Source organism: Galbitalea sp. SE-J8, assembly GCF_030345695.1.
GTDB lineage: Bacteria > Actinomycetota > Actinomycetes > Actinomycetales > Microbacteriaceae > JAUASV01.
In genome coordinates this window covers 19,190-37,392 of record NZ_JAUASV010000027.1, presented here as the reverse complement: position 1 = coordinate 37,392, position 18,203 = coordinate 19,190, and the positions used below count along the sequence as shown (strand labels likewise).

The 18,203-nt window shown below is 72.6% G+C and carries 18 protein-coding genes and 1 tRNA gene; 11 read left to right on the top strand and 8 right to left on the bottom strand.

Annotated elements, in window-relative coordinates; genetic code table 11:
• The 3 genes from QT381_RS14320 to QT381_RS14310 all read left to right on the top strand — a co-directional run.
• The coding region (locus QT381_RS14320) for a carboxypeptidase-like regulatory domain-containing protein (protein ID WP_289249716.1) at positions 1–3,177 on the top strand (3,177 nt) is incomplete at its 5' end.
• Positions 3,178–3,266: 89 nt separating this feature from the next.
• Positions 3,267–3,339 (top strand) — tRNA-Arg (locus QT381_RS14315).
• A 3-nt stretch (positions 3,340–3,342) separates the two neighbouring features.
• Complete coding sequence (locus QT381_RS14310) at positions 3,343–5,157, top strand: O-antigen ligase family protein (RefSeq protein ID WP_289249715.1); 1,815 nt, start codon at positions 3,343–3,345, stop codon at positions 5,155–5,157.
• A 39-nt stretch (positions 5,158–5,196) separates the two neighbouring features.
• Here QT381_RS14310 and QT381_RS14305 read toward each other — a convergent pair whose 3' ends face one another.
• Positions 5,197–5,370: a hypothetical protein gene (locus tag QT381_RS14305; RefSeq protein WP_289249714.1), complete on the bottom strand. Its 174-nt coding sequence runs from the start codon at positions 5,368–5,370 to the stop codon at positions 5,197–5,199.
• Positions 5,371–5,459: 89 nt separating this feature from the next.
• Between QT381_RS14305 and QT381_RS14300 the strand changes: the two genes are divergently transcribed.
• The 4 genes from QT381_RS14300 to QT381_RS14285 all read left to right on the top strand — a co-directional run bounded on the left by QT381_RS14300 (position 5,460) and on the right by QT381_RS14285 (position 9,444).
• A complete protein-coding gene (locus tag QT381_RS14300) occupies positions 5,460–6,062 on the top strand; it encodes a sigma-70 family RNA polymerase sigma factor (protein ID WP_289249713.1) in 603 nt (200 codons plus the stop codon).
• Positions 6,055–6,873, top strand: a complete 819-nt coding sequence (locus tag QT381_RS14295) for a hypothetical protein (protein ID WP_289249712.1) — start codon at positions 6,055–6,057, stop codon at positions 6,871–6,873. The genes QT381_RS14300 and QT381_RS14295 overlap by 8 nt, the downstream gene beginning before the upstream one ends.
• A gap of 104 nt (positions 6,874–6,977) precedes the next feature.
• Positions 6,978–7,904: an arginase family protein gene (locus QT381_RS14290; RefSeq protein ID WP_289249711.1), complete on the top strand. Its 927-nt coding sequence runs from the start codon at positions 6,978–6,980 to the stop codon at positions 7,902–7,904.
• Positions 7,905–8,001: 97 nt separating this feature from the next.
• Entirely contained in the window at positions 8,002–9,444 is a 1,443-nt protein-coding gene (locus QT381_RS14285) for a dihydrolipoyl dehydrogenase family protein (RefSeq protein ID WP_289249710.1), read from the top strand.
• Positions 9,445–9,491: 47 nt separating this feature from the next.
• Here QT381_RS14285 and QT381_RS14280 read toward each other — a convergent pair whose 3' ends face one another.
• Complete coding sequence (locus QT381_RS14280; RefSeq protein ID WP_289249709.1) at positions 9,492–10,730, bottom strand: glycosyltransferase; 1,239 nt, start codon at positions 10,728–10,730, stop codon at positions 9,492–9,494.
• A 59-nt stretch (positions 10,731–10,789) separates the two neighbouring features.
• The gene (locus QT381_RS14275) at positions 10,790–11,134 is read right to left on the bottom strand and encodes an SIP domain-containing protein (protein ID WP_289249708.1); all 345 of its coding nucleotides are present in this window, start codon (positions 11,132–11,134) and stop codon (positions 10,790–10,792) included.
• 143 nt (positions 11,135–11,277) lie between these two features.
• On the opposite strand from QT381_RS14275, the gene QT381_RS14270 reads away from it, so the two are divergent.
• The 3 genes from QT381_RS14270 to QT381_RS14260 are packed head-to-tail and all read left to right on the top strand — an operon-like array spanning position 11,278 to position 13,309.
• Entirely contained in the window at positions 11,278–11,634 is a 357-nt protein-coding gene (locus QT381_RS14270; RefSeq protein WP_289249707.1) for a GntR family transcriptional regulator, read from the top strand.
• Complete coding sequence (locus tag QT381_RS14265) at positions 11,631–12,536, top strand: ABC transporter ATP-binding protein (RefSeq protein WP_289249706.1); 906 nt, start codon at positions 11,631–11,633, stop codon at positions 12,534–12,536. Before QT381_RS14270 ends, QT381_RS14265 begins: the two co-directional genes overlap by 4 nt.
• Positions 12,533–13,309, top strand: a complete 777-nt coding sequence (locus QT381_RS14260) for a hypothetical protein (protein ID WP_289249705.1) — start codon at positions 12,533–12,535, stop codon at positions 13,307–13,309. The genes QT381_RS14265 and QT381_RS14260 overlap by 4 nt, the downstream gene beginning before the upstream one ends.
• A 39-nt stretch (positions 13,310–13,348) precedes the next feature.
• On the opposite strand, the gene QT381_RS14255 is transcribed toward QT381_RS14260, so the two are convergent.
• The 4 genes from QT381_RS14255 to QT381_RS14240 are packed head-to-tail and all read right to left on the bottom strand — an operon-like array spanning position 13,349 to position 15,843.
• The gene (locus tag QT381_RS14255) at positions 13,349–13,921 is read right to left on the bottom strand and encodes a GNAT family N-acetyltransferase (RefSeq protein WP_289249704.1); all 573 of its coding nucleotides are present in this window, start codon (positions 13,919–13,921) and stop codon (positions 13,349–13,351) included.
• A 28-nt stretch (positions 13,922–13,949) separates the two neighbouring features.
• Positions 13,950–14,642, bottom strand: a complete 693-nt coding sequence (locus tag QT381_RS14250; RefSeq protein ID WP_289249703.1) for a uracil-DNA glycosylase — start codon at positions 14,640–14,642, stop codon at positions 13,950–13,952.
• A complete protein-coding gene (locus QT381_RS14245; RefSeq protein ID WP_289249702.1) occupies positions 14,639–15,355 on the bottom strand; it encodes a Type 1 glutamine amidotransferase-like domain-containing protein in 717 nt (238 codons plus the stop codon). The genes QT381_RS14250 and QT381_RS14245 overlap by 4 nt, the downstream gene beginning before the upstream one ends.
• Positions 15,352–15,843, bottom strand: a complete 492-nt coding sequence (locus QT381_RS14240; RefSeq protein WP_289249701.1) for a phosphoribosyltransferase — start codon at positions 15,841–15,843, stop codon at positions 15,352–15,354. The genes QT381_RS14245 and QT381_RS14240 overlap by 4 nt, the downstream gene beginning before the upstream one ends.
• A gap of 72 nt (positions 15,844–15,915) precedes the next feature.
• Here QT381_RS14240 and QT381_RS14235 point away from each other — a divergent pair, with 72 nt between their 5' ends.
• A complete protein-coding gene (locus tag QT381_RS14235) occupies positions 15,916–17,373 on the top strand; it encodes an MFS transporter (protein WP_289249700.1) in 1,458 nt (485 codons plus the stop codon).
• Between the two features lie 55 nt (positions 17,374–17,428).
• Here the strand turns inward: QT381_RS14235 and QT381_RS14230 are convergent, their stop codons facing one another.
• Complete coding sequence (locus QT381_RS14230; RefSeq protein WP_289249699.1) at positions 17,429–18,202, bottom strand: SDR family oxidoreductase; 774 nt, start codon at positions 18,200–18,202, stop codon at positions 17,429–17,431.
• Position 18,203: the final 1 nt, after the last annotated feature.

Genomic DNA, 18,203 nt, shown 5'->3' with positions numbered 1-18,203 from the left:
GACAGCGCGACCACCATCACGGTCACCGCCGGAGCCACGAGCACCGCCAACATCACCCTCACCGCCGGCGGCAAGATCAGCGGCACCATCACCTCCCCCGCCGGCCTCGCCCTCCCCGACCAGGTGTCCTTCTCGCTCTACCGCGACGGCAGCTACTACTACGGCGGCTCGTCCAGCTACGCCCCGAGCACCGGCACGTTCACCCTCGCCGGGCTCCCCGCGGGCTCCTACACGCTCCAATACTCCTTCTACGGCGCGAGCGCGGACGCGCCGAGTTTTCTCGCCGGCTGGTACGGCGGCACCAGCCAGGACAGCGCGACCACCATCACGGTCACCGCCGGAGCCACGAGCACCGCCAACATCACCCTCACCGCCGGCGGCAAGATCAGCGGCACCATCACCTCCCCCGCCGGCCTCGCCCTCCCCGACCAGATGTCCTTCTCGCTCTCCCGCGACGGCAGCTACTACTACGGCTCGACGGACTACGACCACAGCACGGGCGCGTACGCGATCACCGGACTGCCCGCGGGCTCCTACAAGCTCCAGTACTACCCGTACAGCTACGGCGCGAGCGCGGACGCGCCGAGCTACGTCGCCGGCTGGTACGGCGGCACCAGCCAGGACAGCGCGACCACGATCACGGTCACCGCCGGAGCCACGAGCACAGCCAACATCACCCTCACCGCCGGCGGCAAGATCAGCGGCACCATCACCGCCCCCGCCGGCCTCGCCCTCCCCGACCAGGTGTCCTTCTCGCTCTACCGCGACGGCAGCTACTACTACGGCTCGACGGACTACGACCACAGCACGGGCGCGTACGCGATCACCGGACTGCCCGCGGGCTCCTACAAGCTCCAGTACTACCCGTACAGCTACAGCTCGAGCGCACCCAGCTACTTCAGCGGCTGGTACGGGGGCGCGGGTCAAGCCACCGCGACCACCGTCACTGTGACGGCGGGCGGCAACACGATCGTCAACCTGTCGCTCGAGTCGGCGGCGACGATCTCCGGAACTGTCATCGCGCCATCGGGCACGACGCTTCCGTCGCGGCTGTGGATCGATGTGTACCAGGGCGACGACTGGGTGGCGTCGGGATCTTACGACCGCGCCACCGGAACGTATGCGGTCAATGAGCTGCGCGCGGGCACCTACGCCATCCACTACAGAGCGCCGTTGTCGTCGCCGTTCGTCGACGGGTGGCTCGGCGGGGAGACCCAGGAGAACGCGACACCCATCGTCGTCGCCTCGGGCGCGGCAGTCACTGCGGATCTCACTCTCATCCGCTCCGCGTCGATCTCGGGCATCGTGACCGACGGCACCGCGCCGGTCGCCGGCGCGCGGGTGGACGCGTTTCTGAGCTACTGGGACGGCGACGACCACTGGTACTCGTCTCGACACGTGACGACCGCGGCCGACGGCAGCTACTCGCTCGCGGGTCTCAGCACTGGCGACTACAAGGTCCGCTTCACGAAGACGAGCCAGAACCTCGTCGCGCAGTGGTGGAATGACCAGCCGACCCTCGCCGCCGCCAACGTCGTGAGCGTCACGACCGGATCGGATGCGAGCGGATACGACGCCGCTCTCCACCCCGGCGGCACGATCGCCGGCACGGTCTCGGTTCCGGCCGGCAACGCGTTGCCGGACTCGATTCGGATCGAGGTCTACCGGGACGGCGCGCTTGTCTCCGACGACGTCGACTACGACTCGGCCAGTGGGGCGTTCTCGGCGCCGGGGCTGCCCGCGGGGTCCTACACCCTGCGCTTCACTCCGCCGAACACATCGGACTACGTCGCCGGATGGCACGGCGGCACGAGCGCATCGGACGCGACTGCGATCAACGTCACGACGGGCGCGGTGACGCGCGTCGACATCGACCTCGTGGTCGGTGCGTCGGTCTCCGGAACCCTGAGCGTTCCGGCCGGAGTCGCCTGGCCGTCGTGGGTAGATCTGCAGGTCTCCCGCGATGGCGACTACGTGGCCGGCGTGACGGTGTACCCGAGCGCCGAGGATCACCGATTCGCGATTCGAGGGCTGCCCGCCGGAACGTACACGATCTCGTACTCGGTGCCGTCGCGTTCCGGTCTGCTGTCCGGGTGGATCGGCGGCACGTCCGAGGACGACCCTGAGCAGATCATCGTCGCGCTCGGCGACACCGTCACGCGCGATATCGCGCTGCAACGCGGAGGCATCATTTCCGGCACGGTCACGACCGGCTCCGCCCCGGTGGCGGGCGCGCGGGTCGCTGCCTATCCCAAGCTGCGCGACGGGAGCTACGCGTCGTGGGCGTCGTCTGCGGCCAAGACGGACAGCGCCGGCCACTACTCGATCCTCGGTCTCAGCACCAACGACTACAAGGTTCGATTCGCCAAGACGAGTCAGAACCTCGTCGCGGAGTGGTGGGATGACAAGCCGACGGAGGACACCGCGAATCCCGTGAGCGTCGTCGCGGGCAGCGAACGCGCCACCATCAGCGCCGCGCTCGCGACCGTGGCGACCGACAACGGCGGAGACGCCGGCGGCGGGAACAACGGCGGAGACGCCGGCGGCGGGAACAACGACAACGGCGGCAACGGCAACAGCGGCGGGAACTCCGGAGGAGGGGGCAACGGCGGCGGCACCGACAATGCTGGCCAGGCACCGCCCGCATCCTTCGTTCTCGGACACCCGACGGTGTCCGGCAGCCCGGATGTCGGCGCCCGCCTCACCGCGCACCCGGGGACCTGGTCGCCCGTTCCGCAGCTCGTCAGCTATCAGTGGCTGGTGGACGGCAGGCCACTGCCCGGATCCGTCTCACCCTCACTGACGGTTCCCAAGAGCGCAGCGGGCAAGCACGTGTCGGTCGTGGTCACCGCCGCGGCCGCGGGGTACACCACCGCAACCGCCACGTCGCCCGTCATCACGATCCACAAGGTCATCGCGAAGTCGCCCAAGCCCAAGACGACGACGACCGGCAGGGTCGGTGCTGCGATCGCCGTGAAGGCGATGAAGTGGCCGGCCAAGACGAAGGTCAGCTACCAGTGGTACCGCAACGGCAAGCCGATCAAGAAGGCGACCAAGGCGAAGTACACGATCACCAAGGCCGACAGAGGCAAGAAGATCACGCTGAGGGTCACCGGCCGGAAACCCGGGTACACGAGCGTCACGAAGATCGTCGTTGCGGTGAAGAAGGTTCGCTGAGCTGCGGATGGGGCGGCGGCCCGGGGCGTCGCCGCCCTCACGCTGCACGTCGGCTCTCCCACGGACTGCTACTGTGAACAGGTATTCGGGCCCCCATAGCTCAGGGGATAGAGCGTCTGCCTCCGGAGCAGAAGGCCGCAGGTTCAAATCCTGCTGGGGGCACCCATGAAGATGTCGGCGCGAGCCCGCACGCGCCTCGCCGTCGTGCTGCTCGTGTGCGCGGTCGCGGTGGTCCTTCCGGGCGCGCTCCTGCCGTACTACCTTCCCAAGCTCGTCGTCGCATCGGTCGCGATCGTCGCGGCCGCGTGTGCTCCACCGACCGGACGCCTTCCGCGCGCGATGGTGATCGTGTTCGCCGCGGCGGCCGGCGTCCTGCTGATCGCAGCGCTGTCGTCCTCGACGCCGCTCGTGGCGCTGCTCGGACGCGCGCCACGATACGAGGGTGTGCTCGCGCTGACGTGCTATCTCGGTCTTGTCTGGGCCGGCGCGCGATTGCTCGGTCCGGGTGCGGAGCCCGCCACCACCACGCTGCTCCACCGGGGCGTTGCCGTGGTCGGCCTGGCTGTCGTCACGGTGCAGCTCGCCGAGGCGCTCGGCGCCCGACCGATCGGGGGCACGATCACCGAGCGCACCGGCTCTCTGACCGGAAACGCCAGCGACGCCGGGCTCCTCGGCGTGCTCATCACCGGGGTGCTGTGTGCGGCTCTCGTGCGCGAGCGCCATCCGTTGCTCGTGCTCGGCGCGCTCGCCGGCATCGGCACGGTAGCGCTGTCCGCATCCCGAGGTGCGCTCGCCGGCGCAGCCGTCGGACTCGTCGTCGGCGGCGTCGCGCTCGCGGCACGACGAACAACCCGCTCCCGCGGCGTGCTCATCGGCGCGGCAGCGGTGGCGATCGTCGGTGTCGTCTCCGCCGTAGCGAACCCCGCCACGGTCGGCCGAGTGCTGGGTGTGGCGCAAGCGGCGTCGAGCACGGTCGACATCCGCGTCCGCACCTGGGCGGAGACGCTCAAGCTGATCGGGGACCATCCCGCGTTCGGGGTCGGACCGAACGGATTCTCCCGCGCCGTGCTGGGCTATCACGACGCCGGATGGGCGACCTCGATCGGATTCGATCAACCCATCGACTCGCCGCACGATGTCGCGCTGCAGGCGGCGGCTTCGGGCGGCATCCCCCTCGTCCTACTGCTCGTGGCGCTCGTGGTCGTCGTTCTGACGCGGGTCGTTCAGCGCGTGAGAGCGAGTGGAACCGCGTCCGCGATGGAGCAGGTCGTGCTCGCGGCGGCGCTCCTCGGGGTCGGCGTGGGTCTCCTCGTCCATTTCACGACGATCAGCGTGCTCGCGTTGGGCGCACCGACGCTGGGGGCTCTCGTCGCTCTTCCGCGCACCGACGACGCGCTCGGCAGACCCGACCGAGCACGCGGCCGTGCGCGCGCCACACGGATCGCGTGGGTCGTCGCGGCGGCGCTGTGCGCCGTGACGCTCGGCGGAGCGGCCCTCGCTCAGAGCGCAGCACGCGTCGCATCCGACGCCCTCACCCGGGGGGATGCCGCCACGGCTCGATCGGCGGGTGACACGGTGGCCGCCCTCGCCGCCTGGGATGGCGGCACACGCGAGCTCCTCGCCCAGTACGCGGCGCAAGCGGCCGACTCGGCCGAGGACGCCACGTTCCGGGCGGAAGCCGGTCGCCTTGCCGCCGAATGGGGGAATCGGGCCTCCGCGCTCCTCGGCGGTTCGCCGGACGCTCTGCGCGCGGAGGCCGTGGGGCTTGCGATCAACGGCGACGATGCGGGAGCCGCCGAGGCGCTCGATCGCGCGATCGCCTGGTCGCCCGGCGACCCCGACCTCTACGTGCGCAGATCGGTCTCCCTGGCCGACCTCGGCCGAATCGACGACGCGATCGCCGACTGCGAGCGCGCACTGACGCTCGACCCCGGAAACACGACAGCGGCCTCGAACCTCGCGATCCTCCGCGGGCTGTGACCGCGCGGCCCCGGCCGGACGCAACCGTTGACGCGCCGGCTACGGCGCGATGCGCTTGTAGAGGTGGATGGGCAGCGCGAACGCGATGCTGATCACGAGCACCCCGCCGAGGAACACGTAGGCCTGGCCCGCCTCCACGACGAACGCCTGGCCGAGCAGGAAGATGCCGACGAAGAACAGCACGATCGAGACGAGGAAGCCCAGCACGTTCATACTGCGATCCTAGCGATCCGATCGCCCGGCCCGAGCGACCCAACCTTCCGCCGCATCCGTTCGTCATAGGCAGTAGAGAGGAGGATCCCGTGACCGATCCCTCGCCGACCGCTCCGCAGTGGGAGCGCGTGCTCGCTCGGCTCGTCGAGACGCGCGGCGACGCCCTCGTGCGCTACGCCGCGTTCGTGTGCGGCTCGAGCACGGATGCCGCCGACCTCGTGCAGGACGCGCTCGTGCGCACGTTCGGGCGGCTGCGCAACGGCTACACCGTCGACAACGCCGAGGCGTACGTGCGGCGGGCGATCGTCTCGCTCCACATCGACCGCGTGCGCCGGCGCACGACCTGGCGGCGCATCGCGCACCTGACCTGGCGCCCCGAGGAGGTGGAGTCGCCGGACGCGGACACCGAGCGACGCCTCGACCTGCACGGCGAGCTCCGCAAGCTCAGTCCGCGCGAGCGCGCCTGCCTCGTGCTGCGCTACTACGACGACCTGCCCGTCGCCCAGATCGCCGCGACGCTCGAGATCAGTCCCGGAACGGTCAAGCGCTACCTCTCCGACGGCCTCGCCAAGATGGCCCTCGCGCTCGGCCGCGAGCCGGATGCCGTCATCACCCCGATCGCGGAGGCGCCGTCGGCCCGGCCCGGCTCCGCCGATGCTCCGACCCGTTCGAAGGGAGTCGACCGTGCCTGACCGCGACGACCTCACCCCGCTGTTCTCCGCCCCGTCCGACCGCCGCATCGACACGGATGCGGTGGTGCGGCGCGCGCGCCGCCGTCGGCTCCCCCGCCAGCTCGCCGTCGGGGGCGTCGCGGCCGTCGCCGTCGTCGGACTCGTGATCGGCGGCGGCTCCCTGCTGCGCGGGGTCGCGACGTCGACGGCGAGCGGCATGGCCGACTCCGCCTCACGGCCCGAGGCCGCCCCGGGCGCGGGCGGTGCGCCGGACGGCGCCGCGGGCGGCGGAACGGACGCCGCGACGGACGGCGGCCCCGGGCAGGGCCCGTCCGGCGGCGACGCCATCGGCATCGCGCCCCTGGAGAAGCTCAACCCGTGCGGCGGGTCGCTCGCCGACCTCGCGCCCGATCCGTCGGGACTCGTGCTCACGACGGACTTCCCGTCCGTGATCGAGGCGGGCACGGCATCCGTCACGGGGTGGGTGACGCTCACCAACACGGGCACCGGGCGCGTCACCGGCACGACGTCCGCGGTGCCGACGATCACCCTGTCACGGGACGGCCGCACGGTGTGGCACTCGAACGGCCCGGTGATCGCGATGGCGGCCGTCGTCGATCTCGCGCCCGGCGAGTCGATGAGACTCGGCGCGACCCTCACGCCCGTCGTGTGCGACGGGACGGATGAGGGGCGCGAATCGTTCCGCGACGACCTGCCCGCCGCCGCCCCCGGCGGGTACGACGTGTCGGCGGTGATCCAGGTGACGCCGCAGACCGGGGGCTCGCCGATCGTCGTCGTCGGGAGCCGGCCGCAGCCCGTGACGATCCGCTGAACCCGCACGGCGCACTCGCTGGCTAGAGTCGTCACCGTGCACCGTCGGATGTTCGCCCACGCCGTCGCCCCGGCGCGCTCCGCGCGGATCGGGCGGTAGCCGCGATGCGATTCCTCGTGGTGCCGCAGTGGCAGGGCTCGCGATCGGCGCGCGCGATGCGGCTCGCCGACGGCGCGGAGGCGATCCGCGGCGACCTGCCCTCGAGTGCGACGACCGTGATCGACGTGCCGCTCGAGGCGGGCGACGAGCGCGGCACGGGCGTGCACCGGTTCGGCAGCGTGCAGATCGTGCGCGACCGCATCGTCGAGGCGCTCGCGTCGGGCACGGATGTCGCGCTCACCGTGGGCGGGGACTGCGGCGTCGAGGCGGGCGCCGTCGATCACGCGCTCCGGCAGCATCCGGACACGGCGGTGGTCTGGTTCGACGCGCACCCCGACCTCAACACACCGGAGTCGTCGCCGTCGGGCGCGTTCACCGGGATGGTGCTGCGCACGCTGCTCGGCGACGGACCGGCGCCGCTCGTGCCGACGACGCCGCTCGCCGCGTCCCGGGTCGTGCTCGCCGGCGCGCGCGACCTCGACGCCGGCGAGGAGGAGTTCCTCGACGCCGCGGGCATCCGCGTCGTCGGGCCGGAGGCGTTCGAGAACACAGCACAGTTCGAGAACACAGCGCAGTTCGAGAACACAGCGCAGGTCCCCCGCGAGGCGGCGCCCGCCGACGGCGCGGCACCGAACACGGCGCCCGGCACGGGCGGCGAGCACCCGCTCGTCGCGGCGGTGCGGGCGACCGGGGCGGCATCCGTCTACGTGCACATCGACGTCGACGTGCTCGACCCGGCGGAGCTCGACGGGATCGACGCGCCCGTGCCGTTCGGCCTCACGGCGGCGCAGCTCGTCGCGGCGATCCGGGCGCTGCGCGAGGCGTTCCCGCTCGCGGGCGCGGGGCTGTGCATGTTCGCGCCGGCATCCGTGGACGACACGGCGGGCGACCTGGGCGTGCTCCTGCGCGTGATCGGCGCTCTCGCCCGCTGATCCGGACGGCTCCCCGAGGCGCCGAGTTGCCCGAGAACGTGGGCCCGACCGTGCCGGCCCCCGCGCTCTCGGGCGACTCGGCGGCTAGCGTGGGCGCATGAACGCGCGCGAGTACGATGTCGTCATCATCGGAGCCGGCGCGGTCGCCGAGAACGTCGCCGACCGCGCGGTGCAGGGCGGGCTCTCCGCCGTGCTCGTCGAGAGCGAGCTCGTCGGCGGCGAGTGCTCGTACTGGGCGTGCATGCCCTCGAAGGCCCTGCTGCGCGCCGGGAACGTCCTGCGGGCCGCCCAGCGCGTCGGCGGCGCGCGCGAGGCGGTCACCGGGTCGGTCGACCCGTCCGCCGTGTTCGCCCGCCGCAACGGGTTCGTGCACGACTGGGACGACAGCTCGCAGGTCGACTGGGTGCACGGCGCGGGCATCGACCTGGTGCGCGGGCACGGTCGTCTCGCCGGCGTCAGGCGCGTCGAGGTGACGGATGCCGACGGCGCGGTCACGACGCTCGTCGCGCGGCACGCCGTCGTCGTCAGCGCCGGCTCGGACCCGCTGCTTCCCGACATCCCGGGGCTCGCGGATGCCGCCCCCTGGACGCCGCGCGAGGCCACGAGCGCGCAGGCGGCGCCCGCGAGCCTCGCGGTGATCGGCGGCGGCGTGGTCGCGGCCGAGCTCGCCACCGCCTACGCCACGTTCGGCACGCGCGTCACGATCGTCGCTCGCGGCGGACTGCTCGGCGGGCAGGAGCCTTTCGCGGCCGAGGCCGTCACGGCCGGGCTCGAGGAGCTCGGCGTCGCGCTACGCCTGCACACCTCCCCCGCGGCCGTGCGGCGCGATGGCGGGCGGGTGACGATCGAGATCGACGGCGACCCGGTCGAGGCGGACGAGGTGCTCGTCGCGACCGGTCGCGTGCCGCGCTCCGCGGACATCGGCCTGGACACCGTCGGACTCGAGACCGGCGACTGGCTCGACGTCGACGACACGCTGCTCGTGACCGGTCCGGTGAACGCGGGCGAGCCCTGGCTATACGCCGTCGGCGACATCACCCACCGCGCCCTGCTCACCCACCAGGGCAAGTACCAGGCGCGTGCGGCGGGCGACGTCATCGCCGCCCGCGCGCTCGGCAGGCGCGTCGACGACGCGCCGTGGGGCGTGCACGTCGCGACCGCCGACCACCGCGCCGTGCCGCAGGTGACGTTCACGGACCCGGAGGTGGCATCCGTCGGCCTGACCGCGGCCGCCGCGGAGCGCGCCGGCATCCGCTCGCGCGTCATCGACTACGACCTCGGCCAGGTCGCGGGGGCGTCGGTGCAGGCCGACGGCTACCGCGGGCAGGCGCGCATGGTCGTCGACGAGGACCGGGGCGTCATCGTCGGCGTGACCTTCGTCGGACAGGACGTCAGCGAGATGCTGCAGGCTGCCACGATCGCGGTCGTCGGCGAGGTGCCGCTCGACCGGCTGTGGCACGCTGTGCCCGCCTATCCGACGATGAACGAGGTGTGGCTGCGCCTGCTCGAGACCTACGGCCGCCCCACGCTCGACGACTGAGGCGGCCACGAGCGACCGGCGCGGCCGGCGCGGCCAGCGCGGTCCGATCAGCGCGGCGCGCGGGCGGCGACGATGGCGGCGTAGACGCCGAGCAGGCTCGCTGCCGCGGTCGCCCAGGTGAAGCGCTCCGCGTGTTCGCGCGCACCGCGGGAGAGCCGGATGGCGCGCGCCGGATCGCCGATCACCCCGCCGATCGCGGCGGCCCAGGCGGCCGGGTCACGCCCGTCGACGAGCACGCCCGACACGCCGTCGTCGACCGACTCGGCGAGGCCCGTCGCGCGCGACGCGATCACCGGGGTGCCGCTCGCGGCCGACTCGAGGGCGACGAGGCCGAACGTCTCCGAGTGGGAGGGCACGAGCGTCGCTGCCGCGGTCGCGAACAGGTCGGCGAGTCCGTCGCGGTCGGCACGCCCGACGAAGTGCACGTCGTCGCCGACGCCGAGCTCGCCGGCGAGCTCCCGCAGACCCGCGACGTACGGGCCGGCGCCCGGCGTCGCCTCCCCGACGAGCACGAGCGCGGGCCGGGGCGCGGGCAGCGCCGCGAGCGCGCGGACCGCGAGATCCTGCCCCTTGAGCGGTTGCAGCCGGCCGGCGACGACGAGCAGCGCGCGGTGCGGCCCGACGCCGAGGCGCTCCCGCACGGATGCCGCGTGCGCGCGGCGCGCGGGCGAGAACCGTTCGCCGTCGACGCCCGGCGGCACGACCCAGATGCGGTCGGCGGGGGCGCGCACGGCGTCGATGAGCGCGGTGACCTCGGCGCTCGATCCGGCGACCACGGCATCCGCCTGGTTCGCGAGGTACATCTCCACCATGAGCCGGCGCTGCTGCTCGGGCCGGTCGCCGGGCGCCAGCGCGGCGTTCTTCATCGCGCCCAGGGTGTGGAAGCTCTGCACGAGCGGCACGCCGAGCTCGAGTGAGACGGGCAGCGCGGCGAGACCGCTCATCCAGTAGTGCGCGTGGATGACGTCGTAGCGCGCCCGCGGACGGCCCGCGAGCTGCGCGATCGCCTCGCCGAACTCGTCGGCGTAGCGCGGCAGGTCGTCCTTCGGCACGACGCGGCGCGGTCCGGCGGGCAGCGCGTGCAGCGTCACGCCCGGCGCGACGAGCCGTGATCCGGGATCGCCCTCGGCGCGCGTGACGAGGTCGACCTCGACGCCGCGGGCGGCGATCGCGCGCGCGGTCTCGACGATCGCGACGTTCATGCCGCCGGCATCCGCTGCCCCCGCGGGCGCGATCGGCGACGTGTGCATCGACACCATGGCGATGCTGCGCACGGCGTCCGACATGGCTCCACGATAGGTCGCGGCTGCCGGGCGGCGCTGGCCCCCGAACGGCGGTCGGGGGCTCAGTTCGAGGTGAGCACCCGCGTCGACCCGACGATCCAGGCGTACACGGAGTAGTCGTCGTGCGCGGTCACCGGCAGCATCTCGCTGAGCCAGGCGTCGACGCTCGTGGTGAGGCTCTGGCCGCGATCGCGCACGAGCCAGCTCACGCTGAATCGTCCCGGGGCGTCGAGCACGGCGACGTCCGCGTCGGACTGCACCTCGACGAACACCTGACCGCGCTGCTTCGGGCCCGCCATCGCGAGCATCGTGCGGATGCAGGGCAGCGACCGCTCGTCGCCCGCGATGAGCAGGCGGTCGTCGGCGTCGGGGTTCCAGCCGTCGAGGGTCTGTTCGGGGTCGAGCACGCAGCAAGTATAGGCATACCTAACCTGGGCGCACCGGCCCGCGAACAGGTCACCGGGGCACCTCCCGGCTGCGCCCCTTGACAGCGTCGTCTGGACCTGGTTGGTTAGTTACATGACTAATGAACCCACGAGGACCAGACGCGATGGATGAGTCGCGCCCGATCTTCGTGCAGATCGCGGAGCAGATCGAGAACGACATCATCGCGGGCACCCTCGCCGAGGAGGCCCAGGTGCCGTCGACGAACGAGTTCGCCGCGTTCTTCCGCATCAACCCGGCCACCGCGGGCCGCGGCGTCGGCCTTCTCGTCGACGCCGGCATCCTCTACAAGAAACGGGGCATCGGCATGTTCGTGTCGCCCGGCGCGCAGAGCGCCATCGTCGAGAGGCGCCGAGAGGCGTTCCGCGACGAGTTCGTCCGTCCGCTCGTCGACGAGGCCGCCAAGCTCGGCATCTCGACCACCCAGCTCGCCGACATGATCCGAACGGAGAAGCAGGCATGAACGCCGCCATCGAGGTGCGCGACCTCACCAAGCGCTTCGGGGCCGTCACGGCCGTCGACGCCGTCTCGTTCAGCATCCGGGAGAACGCGATCACCGGCCTGCTGGGCCGCAACGGCGCGGGCAAGACCACGCTCATGCAGCTGCTCACCGGGCAGCAGTTCGCGACCTCGGGCAGCATCCTGGTCGGCGGCGCCGAGCCCGCGGAGAACGCGGCGGCGCTCGAGCGGATGTGCTTCGTGCGCGAGGCGCAGCGCTACCCGGAGGACTTCCGCGTGCAGCACGTGCTGCGCAGCGCCCGCTGGTTCTTCCCGGAGTGGGACGCCGCGTTCGCGCAGACGCTCGTCACCGACTTCCGGCTGCCGCTGACCCGGCGCGTGAAGAAGCTCTCGCGGGGTCAGCTCTCCGCCGTCGGCATCGTCGTGGGGCTCGCCTCGCGCGCCCCGATCACGTTCTTCGACGAGCCGTACCTCGGCCTCGACGCGGTGGCACGGCAGATCTTCTACGATCGCCTGCTCGCGGACTACGCCGAGCATCCGCGCACCGTCGTGCTCTCCACGCACCTCATCGACGAGGTCGGCGCCCTGCTCGAGCGCGCCATCGTCATCGACGACGGCCGCGTGCTGCTCGACGACGACGTGGACGCCCTGCGCGGCACGCTCACCACCGTCACCGGCGGCGTCGCCGCGGTCGACGCGTTCGTCGGCGGGCGGCGCGTGCTGCACCGCCAGTCCGTGGGGTCGTTCGCGAGCGTCACGGTCGGCGGCCTCGACGACGCGGCGCGAGCGGATGCCGTCCGGGCCGGACTCGAGCTCGCGCCCGTCTCGCTGCAGCAGCTCGTCGTGCGCACCACCACATCCGCCGCGGATCCGTCCGCCTCGACCGGAACGGAGGAGCTCGAATGAGCACCGCCCTCGCCGCGCGCCCCGCGCGCACCGCATCCAAGACGCTCGCCGTCGCGCGCGCCTACTTCGCGAACCCGTGGACGACGATCGCGACGCCGCTCGTCGTGCTCGCCGCCGTGCTCCTGCTCAACATCACGATCTGGGCGATCATCAGCGCCAACCTGCACGACGCGGGCGATCGGGCGGACTTCCGCGACGGCGTGCAGTGGAGCGGCGCATCGAGCTGGATGTTCGTCTACATGTTCGTCCTCGCCGTGCAGGCGATCACGGCACAGCTGCCGTTCGCGCTCAGCTACGGGGCCACGCGCCGGCAGTTCCTCGCCGCCACGGGGATCGTCTACCTCGTGCTCTCGGTGGGATACGCCACGCTCTACACGCTCCTCGCGCTCGTCGAGCGGGTGTCGAACGGCTGGGGCTTCTCCGGGCGGATGTTCACCGCGGTGTACTTCGGCGCCGACTCCTGGGTCGCCCGCTGGCTGACGTTCTTCGCGCTGCTGCTCGCGTGCTTCCTCGTCGGCTCCGCGTTCGCCGCGGTCTACCAGCGCTGGCGCCGCACCGGCCTGCTGCTCGCGTTCGCGGTCGTGGCCGCCCTCGTGGTCGGCGGCGCGGCCCTGCTGACGCTGACAGAGGGCTGGGTCGCCTTCGGGGCGGGCATCGCATCCGCCTGGACGAGCGCCGGCGACCTCGCGCTGCCCCTGTTCACGACGCCGTTCGTCGTGGTCGGCGGCCTCGTCACCTGGCTCGTCGTGCGCCGCGCGACGATCACGACGTGACCGGGGCGCGGCCGCCGCATCCGTGCCCCGCCGGGCGGGTCAGAGCTTCTTCTCCATGAGGACCGTGCCGAGCCAGCGGCCGAACTTGAAGCCCACCCTGCCCATCGCCCCGGTGCGCACGAAGCCGAGCCGCTCGTGCAGGTGGATGGACGCGTCGGCGTTGCGGTCGGCGATCACCGCGACCACCCGCTTCACCCCCGCCTTCTTGCTCTGCTCGAGCAGAGCGCCGAGCAGCACGCGGCCGAGCCCGCGACCCTGGGCCGCCGGGCCGAGGTAGATCGAGTCCTCGACCACGCGCCGGCCCGCCCGCGGGCTCCACGGCAGCACGTGGGCGTAGCCCAGGATCTGCCCGCTCGGCGACTCGGCCACGATGAACGGCAGACGCTGCGCGACCGTCGTCTGGAAGGTGCTCCGCATCGACGCGAGCGAGCTCGCGCGCTCGTCGAACGTGATCGCCGAGTTGCGCACGTAGTGGTTGTAGATCTCGCGCACCGCGGGCATGTCCGACAGCAGCGCCGGGCGCAGCTCGAACGAGAAGCCCGGGTCCTCGGGCGCCGGCGCGCGCAGGTGCCGCGGCAGCTCGCGGCGGGGCTGGTATTCCTCCTCGAGCATGAGCCGAACGCTACCGGAGACGTCGGCTCTACCCGAGCGACCAGTCCACCTCCGGCTCCCCGAGCTCGCGCAGCAGGGCGTTCGCCCGGCTGAACGGGCGCGATCCGAAGAAGCCGCGGCTCGCGGACAGGGGCGACGGATGCGCGGACTCGATGACCGGCGTGCCCCCGAGCAGCGGCCGCAGCCCGGCGGCATCCCGGCCCCAGAGGATCGCGACGAACGGCTTCGGGCGCGCGACGAGCGCGCGGATGGCGGTCTCCGTCACGGCCTCCCAGCCCTTGCCGCGGTGCGAGCCCGGAACGCCCGCCCCGACGGTGAGCACGCGGTTGAGCAGCATGACGCCGTGCTCGCTCCACCGGGTCAGGTCGCCGTGCGGGGGTGTCGCGACGCCGAGATCGTCGCGCAGCTCGCGGTAGATGTTGTCGAGGCTGCGCGGGATCGGCCGCACGTGCGGCTCGACCGCGAACGACAGGCCGATCGGGTGGCCGGGCGTCGGGTACGGGTCCTGCCCGACGATGAGCACGCGCACGTCGTCGAACGGATAGCTGAACGCGCGCAGCACGTTCGGCCCCGCGGGCAGGTAGCGGCGTCCCGCGGCGACCTCCGCGCGGAGGAAGTCGCCGAGCTCCGCCACGCGGCCGGCGACCGGATCGAGGGCGCGGGCCCAGCCGGGCTCCACGAGCTCCGCGAGCGGACGCGGGCCCGCGAGCCCGCCGGTCATGCCGTCAGCGACGCGACCGAGACGCTCTCGTCGCCCGCGTCGACCTGCCAGACCTGGCCGCGACCGGCGACCGTGAAGCTGTCCTCGCCCACGACGAGCGCCGTGAGCTCGTCGATCGCGACGACGCTGTCCGTCAGCCCCGCCTCGACGGCCGCGATCGCCCGGGCGAGCGTGCCCCACTGCGCGGCGTGCGCGTCGACGCTCACGTCGATGAGGCCGAGGCCGGGCCGCACGGTGAGCTCATCGAGGTCCTCGGCGGCATCCTCCGGGCACACCGGCACGCCCTCGCGCAGCCAGCCGCCGACGATCGCCCGCTCGGCCGCGATCGAGGCGCCCGCGCTGCAGCCGAGGTACGGCAGGCCGTCGCCGACGAGCAGGCGGATCTCGTCGATGATCGGGCCGACGGCCTCGAGGTACGCCGGGGTCAGTCCCCCGGCGACGACGAGCCCGTCGATGTCGTCGAGCACCGCGGAGTCGAACTCCCCGCCCTCCGCGCGGAAGTGGATCGCGGGATCGCACGGCGCGACGGCCACGAACGAGGCGGGGAAGGCATCCGCGTACTCGTCCCGCTCCTCGCGCACGATGAGAAACGCGACGCGCGGGATGTCCCGGCCGACGACCGCGCCGCGCTCGGCGGCCTCCGCGAGGAACGGACGGGTCAGGTCCGGGTCGCCCGTGGCGGTCCAGCCGCCGCCGGTCAGGTGGATGCTCACGCGTGCTCCGCGTCGGGCTCGGTCACGGGCGGCAGCGCCGACCAGGGGAACGTGATCCACTTGTCCGTCTCGCGCCACGAGTAGTCGGGCACGAAGATCGTGCGCGGCTTCGTGTAGAGCACGACGGTGCGCACCTCGGCTCCGAGCGCCTCGATGAGCTCGACGACGAGCTTCATGGTGCGGCCCGAGTCGCTCACGTCGTCGACGAGCAGCACCTTCTGGCCGACGAGGCTCGCCGACTCCATGAGCGGCGGCAGCACGACCGGCTCCGGGAGCACGGTGCCGATGCCGGTGTAGAACTCGACGTTGTAGGCGCCGCAGTTCTTCACGCCCAGCGCGTAGGCGATGTTGCCGCCGAGCAGCAGACCGCCGCGCGCGATCGCGACGACGACGTCGGGCACGAATCCGTCGTCCGCGATGACCTGCGCCAGCTCGCGACCGCTGGCCCCGAAGTCGTCCCAGGTCAGCACCTCGCGCTCGTCGCTCATGCTGCAACGCTAGCGGTCCGGCGGGCGTCGGCGATGACGTGGCCGGCGCGGGTGCACGGATAGCATCCGTGTATGACGGCGATTCCCGAGAGCACCGCCCGCGTGACCTTCCGCCTGGTCGGCTTCCTGTTCGCCCTCGAGCTCGTGAGCGGCATCCTGCAGGGCTATTACGTGCCGCTGATCAGCGACATCGCCCGGCACCTGGGCATCACGGACGCGCAGTACAACTGGTTCGAGGCGATCCAGCTGCTCGTCTCGGCGCTCGTCGTGCCCGTGCTCGCGAAGCTCGGCGACATGTACGGGCACAAGCGGATGCTGCTGATCGCGACCGTCGTGACGGCGCTCGCGAGCTGGGGGCTGGTGCTCGCGGGCGGCTTCTGGAGCTACCTCGCGGCGTTCGCGTTCCAGGGCTTCTACACGGTGTGGCTGCCGCTCGAGGTCGCGCTCATCTTCGACGCGGGACGCCGCAGCGGCGCGGCCGCGAGCCAGACCCGCCGAGCGGCGGGCTTCCTCGTCGTCGCGCTCGAGCTCGGCGCGATCCTCGGCGCGCTCGGCGGAAGCGCCGTGTTCGGCCTGCTCGGAGACGCCGTCGCCCCGACCCTCGTGGTGCCCGCGGTCGCGGTGACGCTCGTGTTCTTCGCGATCCTGTTCGGCGTGCCCGAGTCGCAGCCGCTGCCCGGTCGCACGCTCGACGGCCTCGGCTTCGTGCTGCTCGCCCTCGCGCTCGCCGGCGTGACGACCGGACTGACCCTGCTGCACGCGAACGGCCCGGGGTCGCTGTGGCCGTGGCTGGTCATCGCCGCCGGGCTCGTGCTGCTCGCGCCGTTCGCGCGGTACGAGCTGCGGCAGGCCGATCCGGCGATCGATCTGCGGATGTTGCGGCGGCCGGAGATGTGGCCCGTGCAGGTCACCGCGGGACTGTTCGGCATCGCGGTGCTCGGCGCGCAGACGCCGCTCTCGACGTACGCGGGCACGAACCCGGCCGAGGTCGGCTACGGTCTCGGCCTCTCGTCGGGCGGTCGGTCGATCGTGATCGGCGTGTACCTCATCTCGATGATCGTCGGCGCGCTGCTGTTCCCGGTGCTGTCGCGCCGGTCGAGCCCGCGGATCGCGCTCATCGTCGCGGCGTTCTTCGTCGCGGCCGGGTACCTCGCGTTCATCCCGTTGCACGCCACGACGCTCGAGGTGGTCATCAACATGGTCGTCGCGGGCATCGGCTCGGGCGCGCTCGTCGCGGCGCTCCCCGCGGCCGCGGCCGCGGCCGCGCCGCGCGGGCGCACCGGCATCGCGGCCGGGATGACGAACACGACCAAGACGATCGGCGGCTCGTTCGCGTCATCCGTGTTCGGCATCGTGCTCGCGACGGGCGCCGTCGGGGTCGCCGGCACCGCCGCATCCTTCTCGGGCTACCTGACGACGTGGGTGATCTGCGGCGTCGGCGCGCTCGCGGCCGCCGTGCTGCTGTTCTTCGTGCCGAAGCTCGCCTTCGCGGACGCCGAGACCCCACGTGAGGACGTTCTGCGCGTGTAAGGACGGTCCGCGCCGTCCTCACACGCGCAGAACGTCCTCACACGGGGAGGGAGGGTCAGAGGCGGGGGGTCAGGGCGCCCTTGATCACCTTGTGCGGCGCCGCCTGCGCGACCGGCTTGATCGTCACGAGGTCGAGGTTGACGTGGCTCGGCAGCTCGACGGCGTGCACGATCGCCTCCGCGACGTCCTCGGCGACGAGCGGTCCGGGCACGTCGGCGTAGACGGCATCCGCCCGCGCCTGGTCGCCGTCGAAACGGGTGAGGCTGAACTCCTCGGTGTGCACCATGCCCGGCGCGATCTCGATGACGCGCAACGGCTCCCCGGCGAGCTCGAGCCGCAGCACGGCGGTCATCGCGCGCGCGGCGAACTTCGCGGCGTTGTACCCGCCGCCGCCCTCGTACGCCGTGTGCGCGGCGATCGAGGTGATCGTCACGATGTCGCCCGAGCCGCGCTCCAGCGAGCCGCGCCGCAGCCCCGGCAGCAGCGCGCTCGTCACCTGCTTCACGCCGATGACGTTGATCTCGTACATGCGGCGCCAGTCGTCCGGATCCCCCGCCTCGACCGAGTCGAGCCCGAACGCCCCGCCGGCGTTGTTGACGAGCGCGTGGACCCCGCCGAGCTCGTCGACGCGATCGCGCAGGGCGTCGATGTCGGCCTGCACCGTGAGGTCCGCGGTGAACACGTCGGCACCGGTCTCGGCGGCGAGCGCCGCCAGCCGATCGGCGCGCCGGGCGACGCCCAGCACGTCCCATCCGCGGGCGCGGAACTCCCGCACCGTCGCCGCTCCGATCCCCGAACTCGCCCCTGTCACAACCACGCGATACGCCATG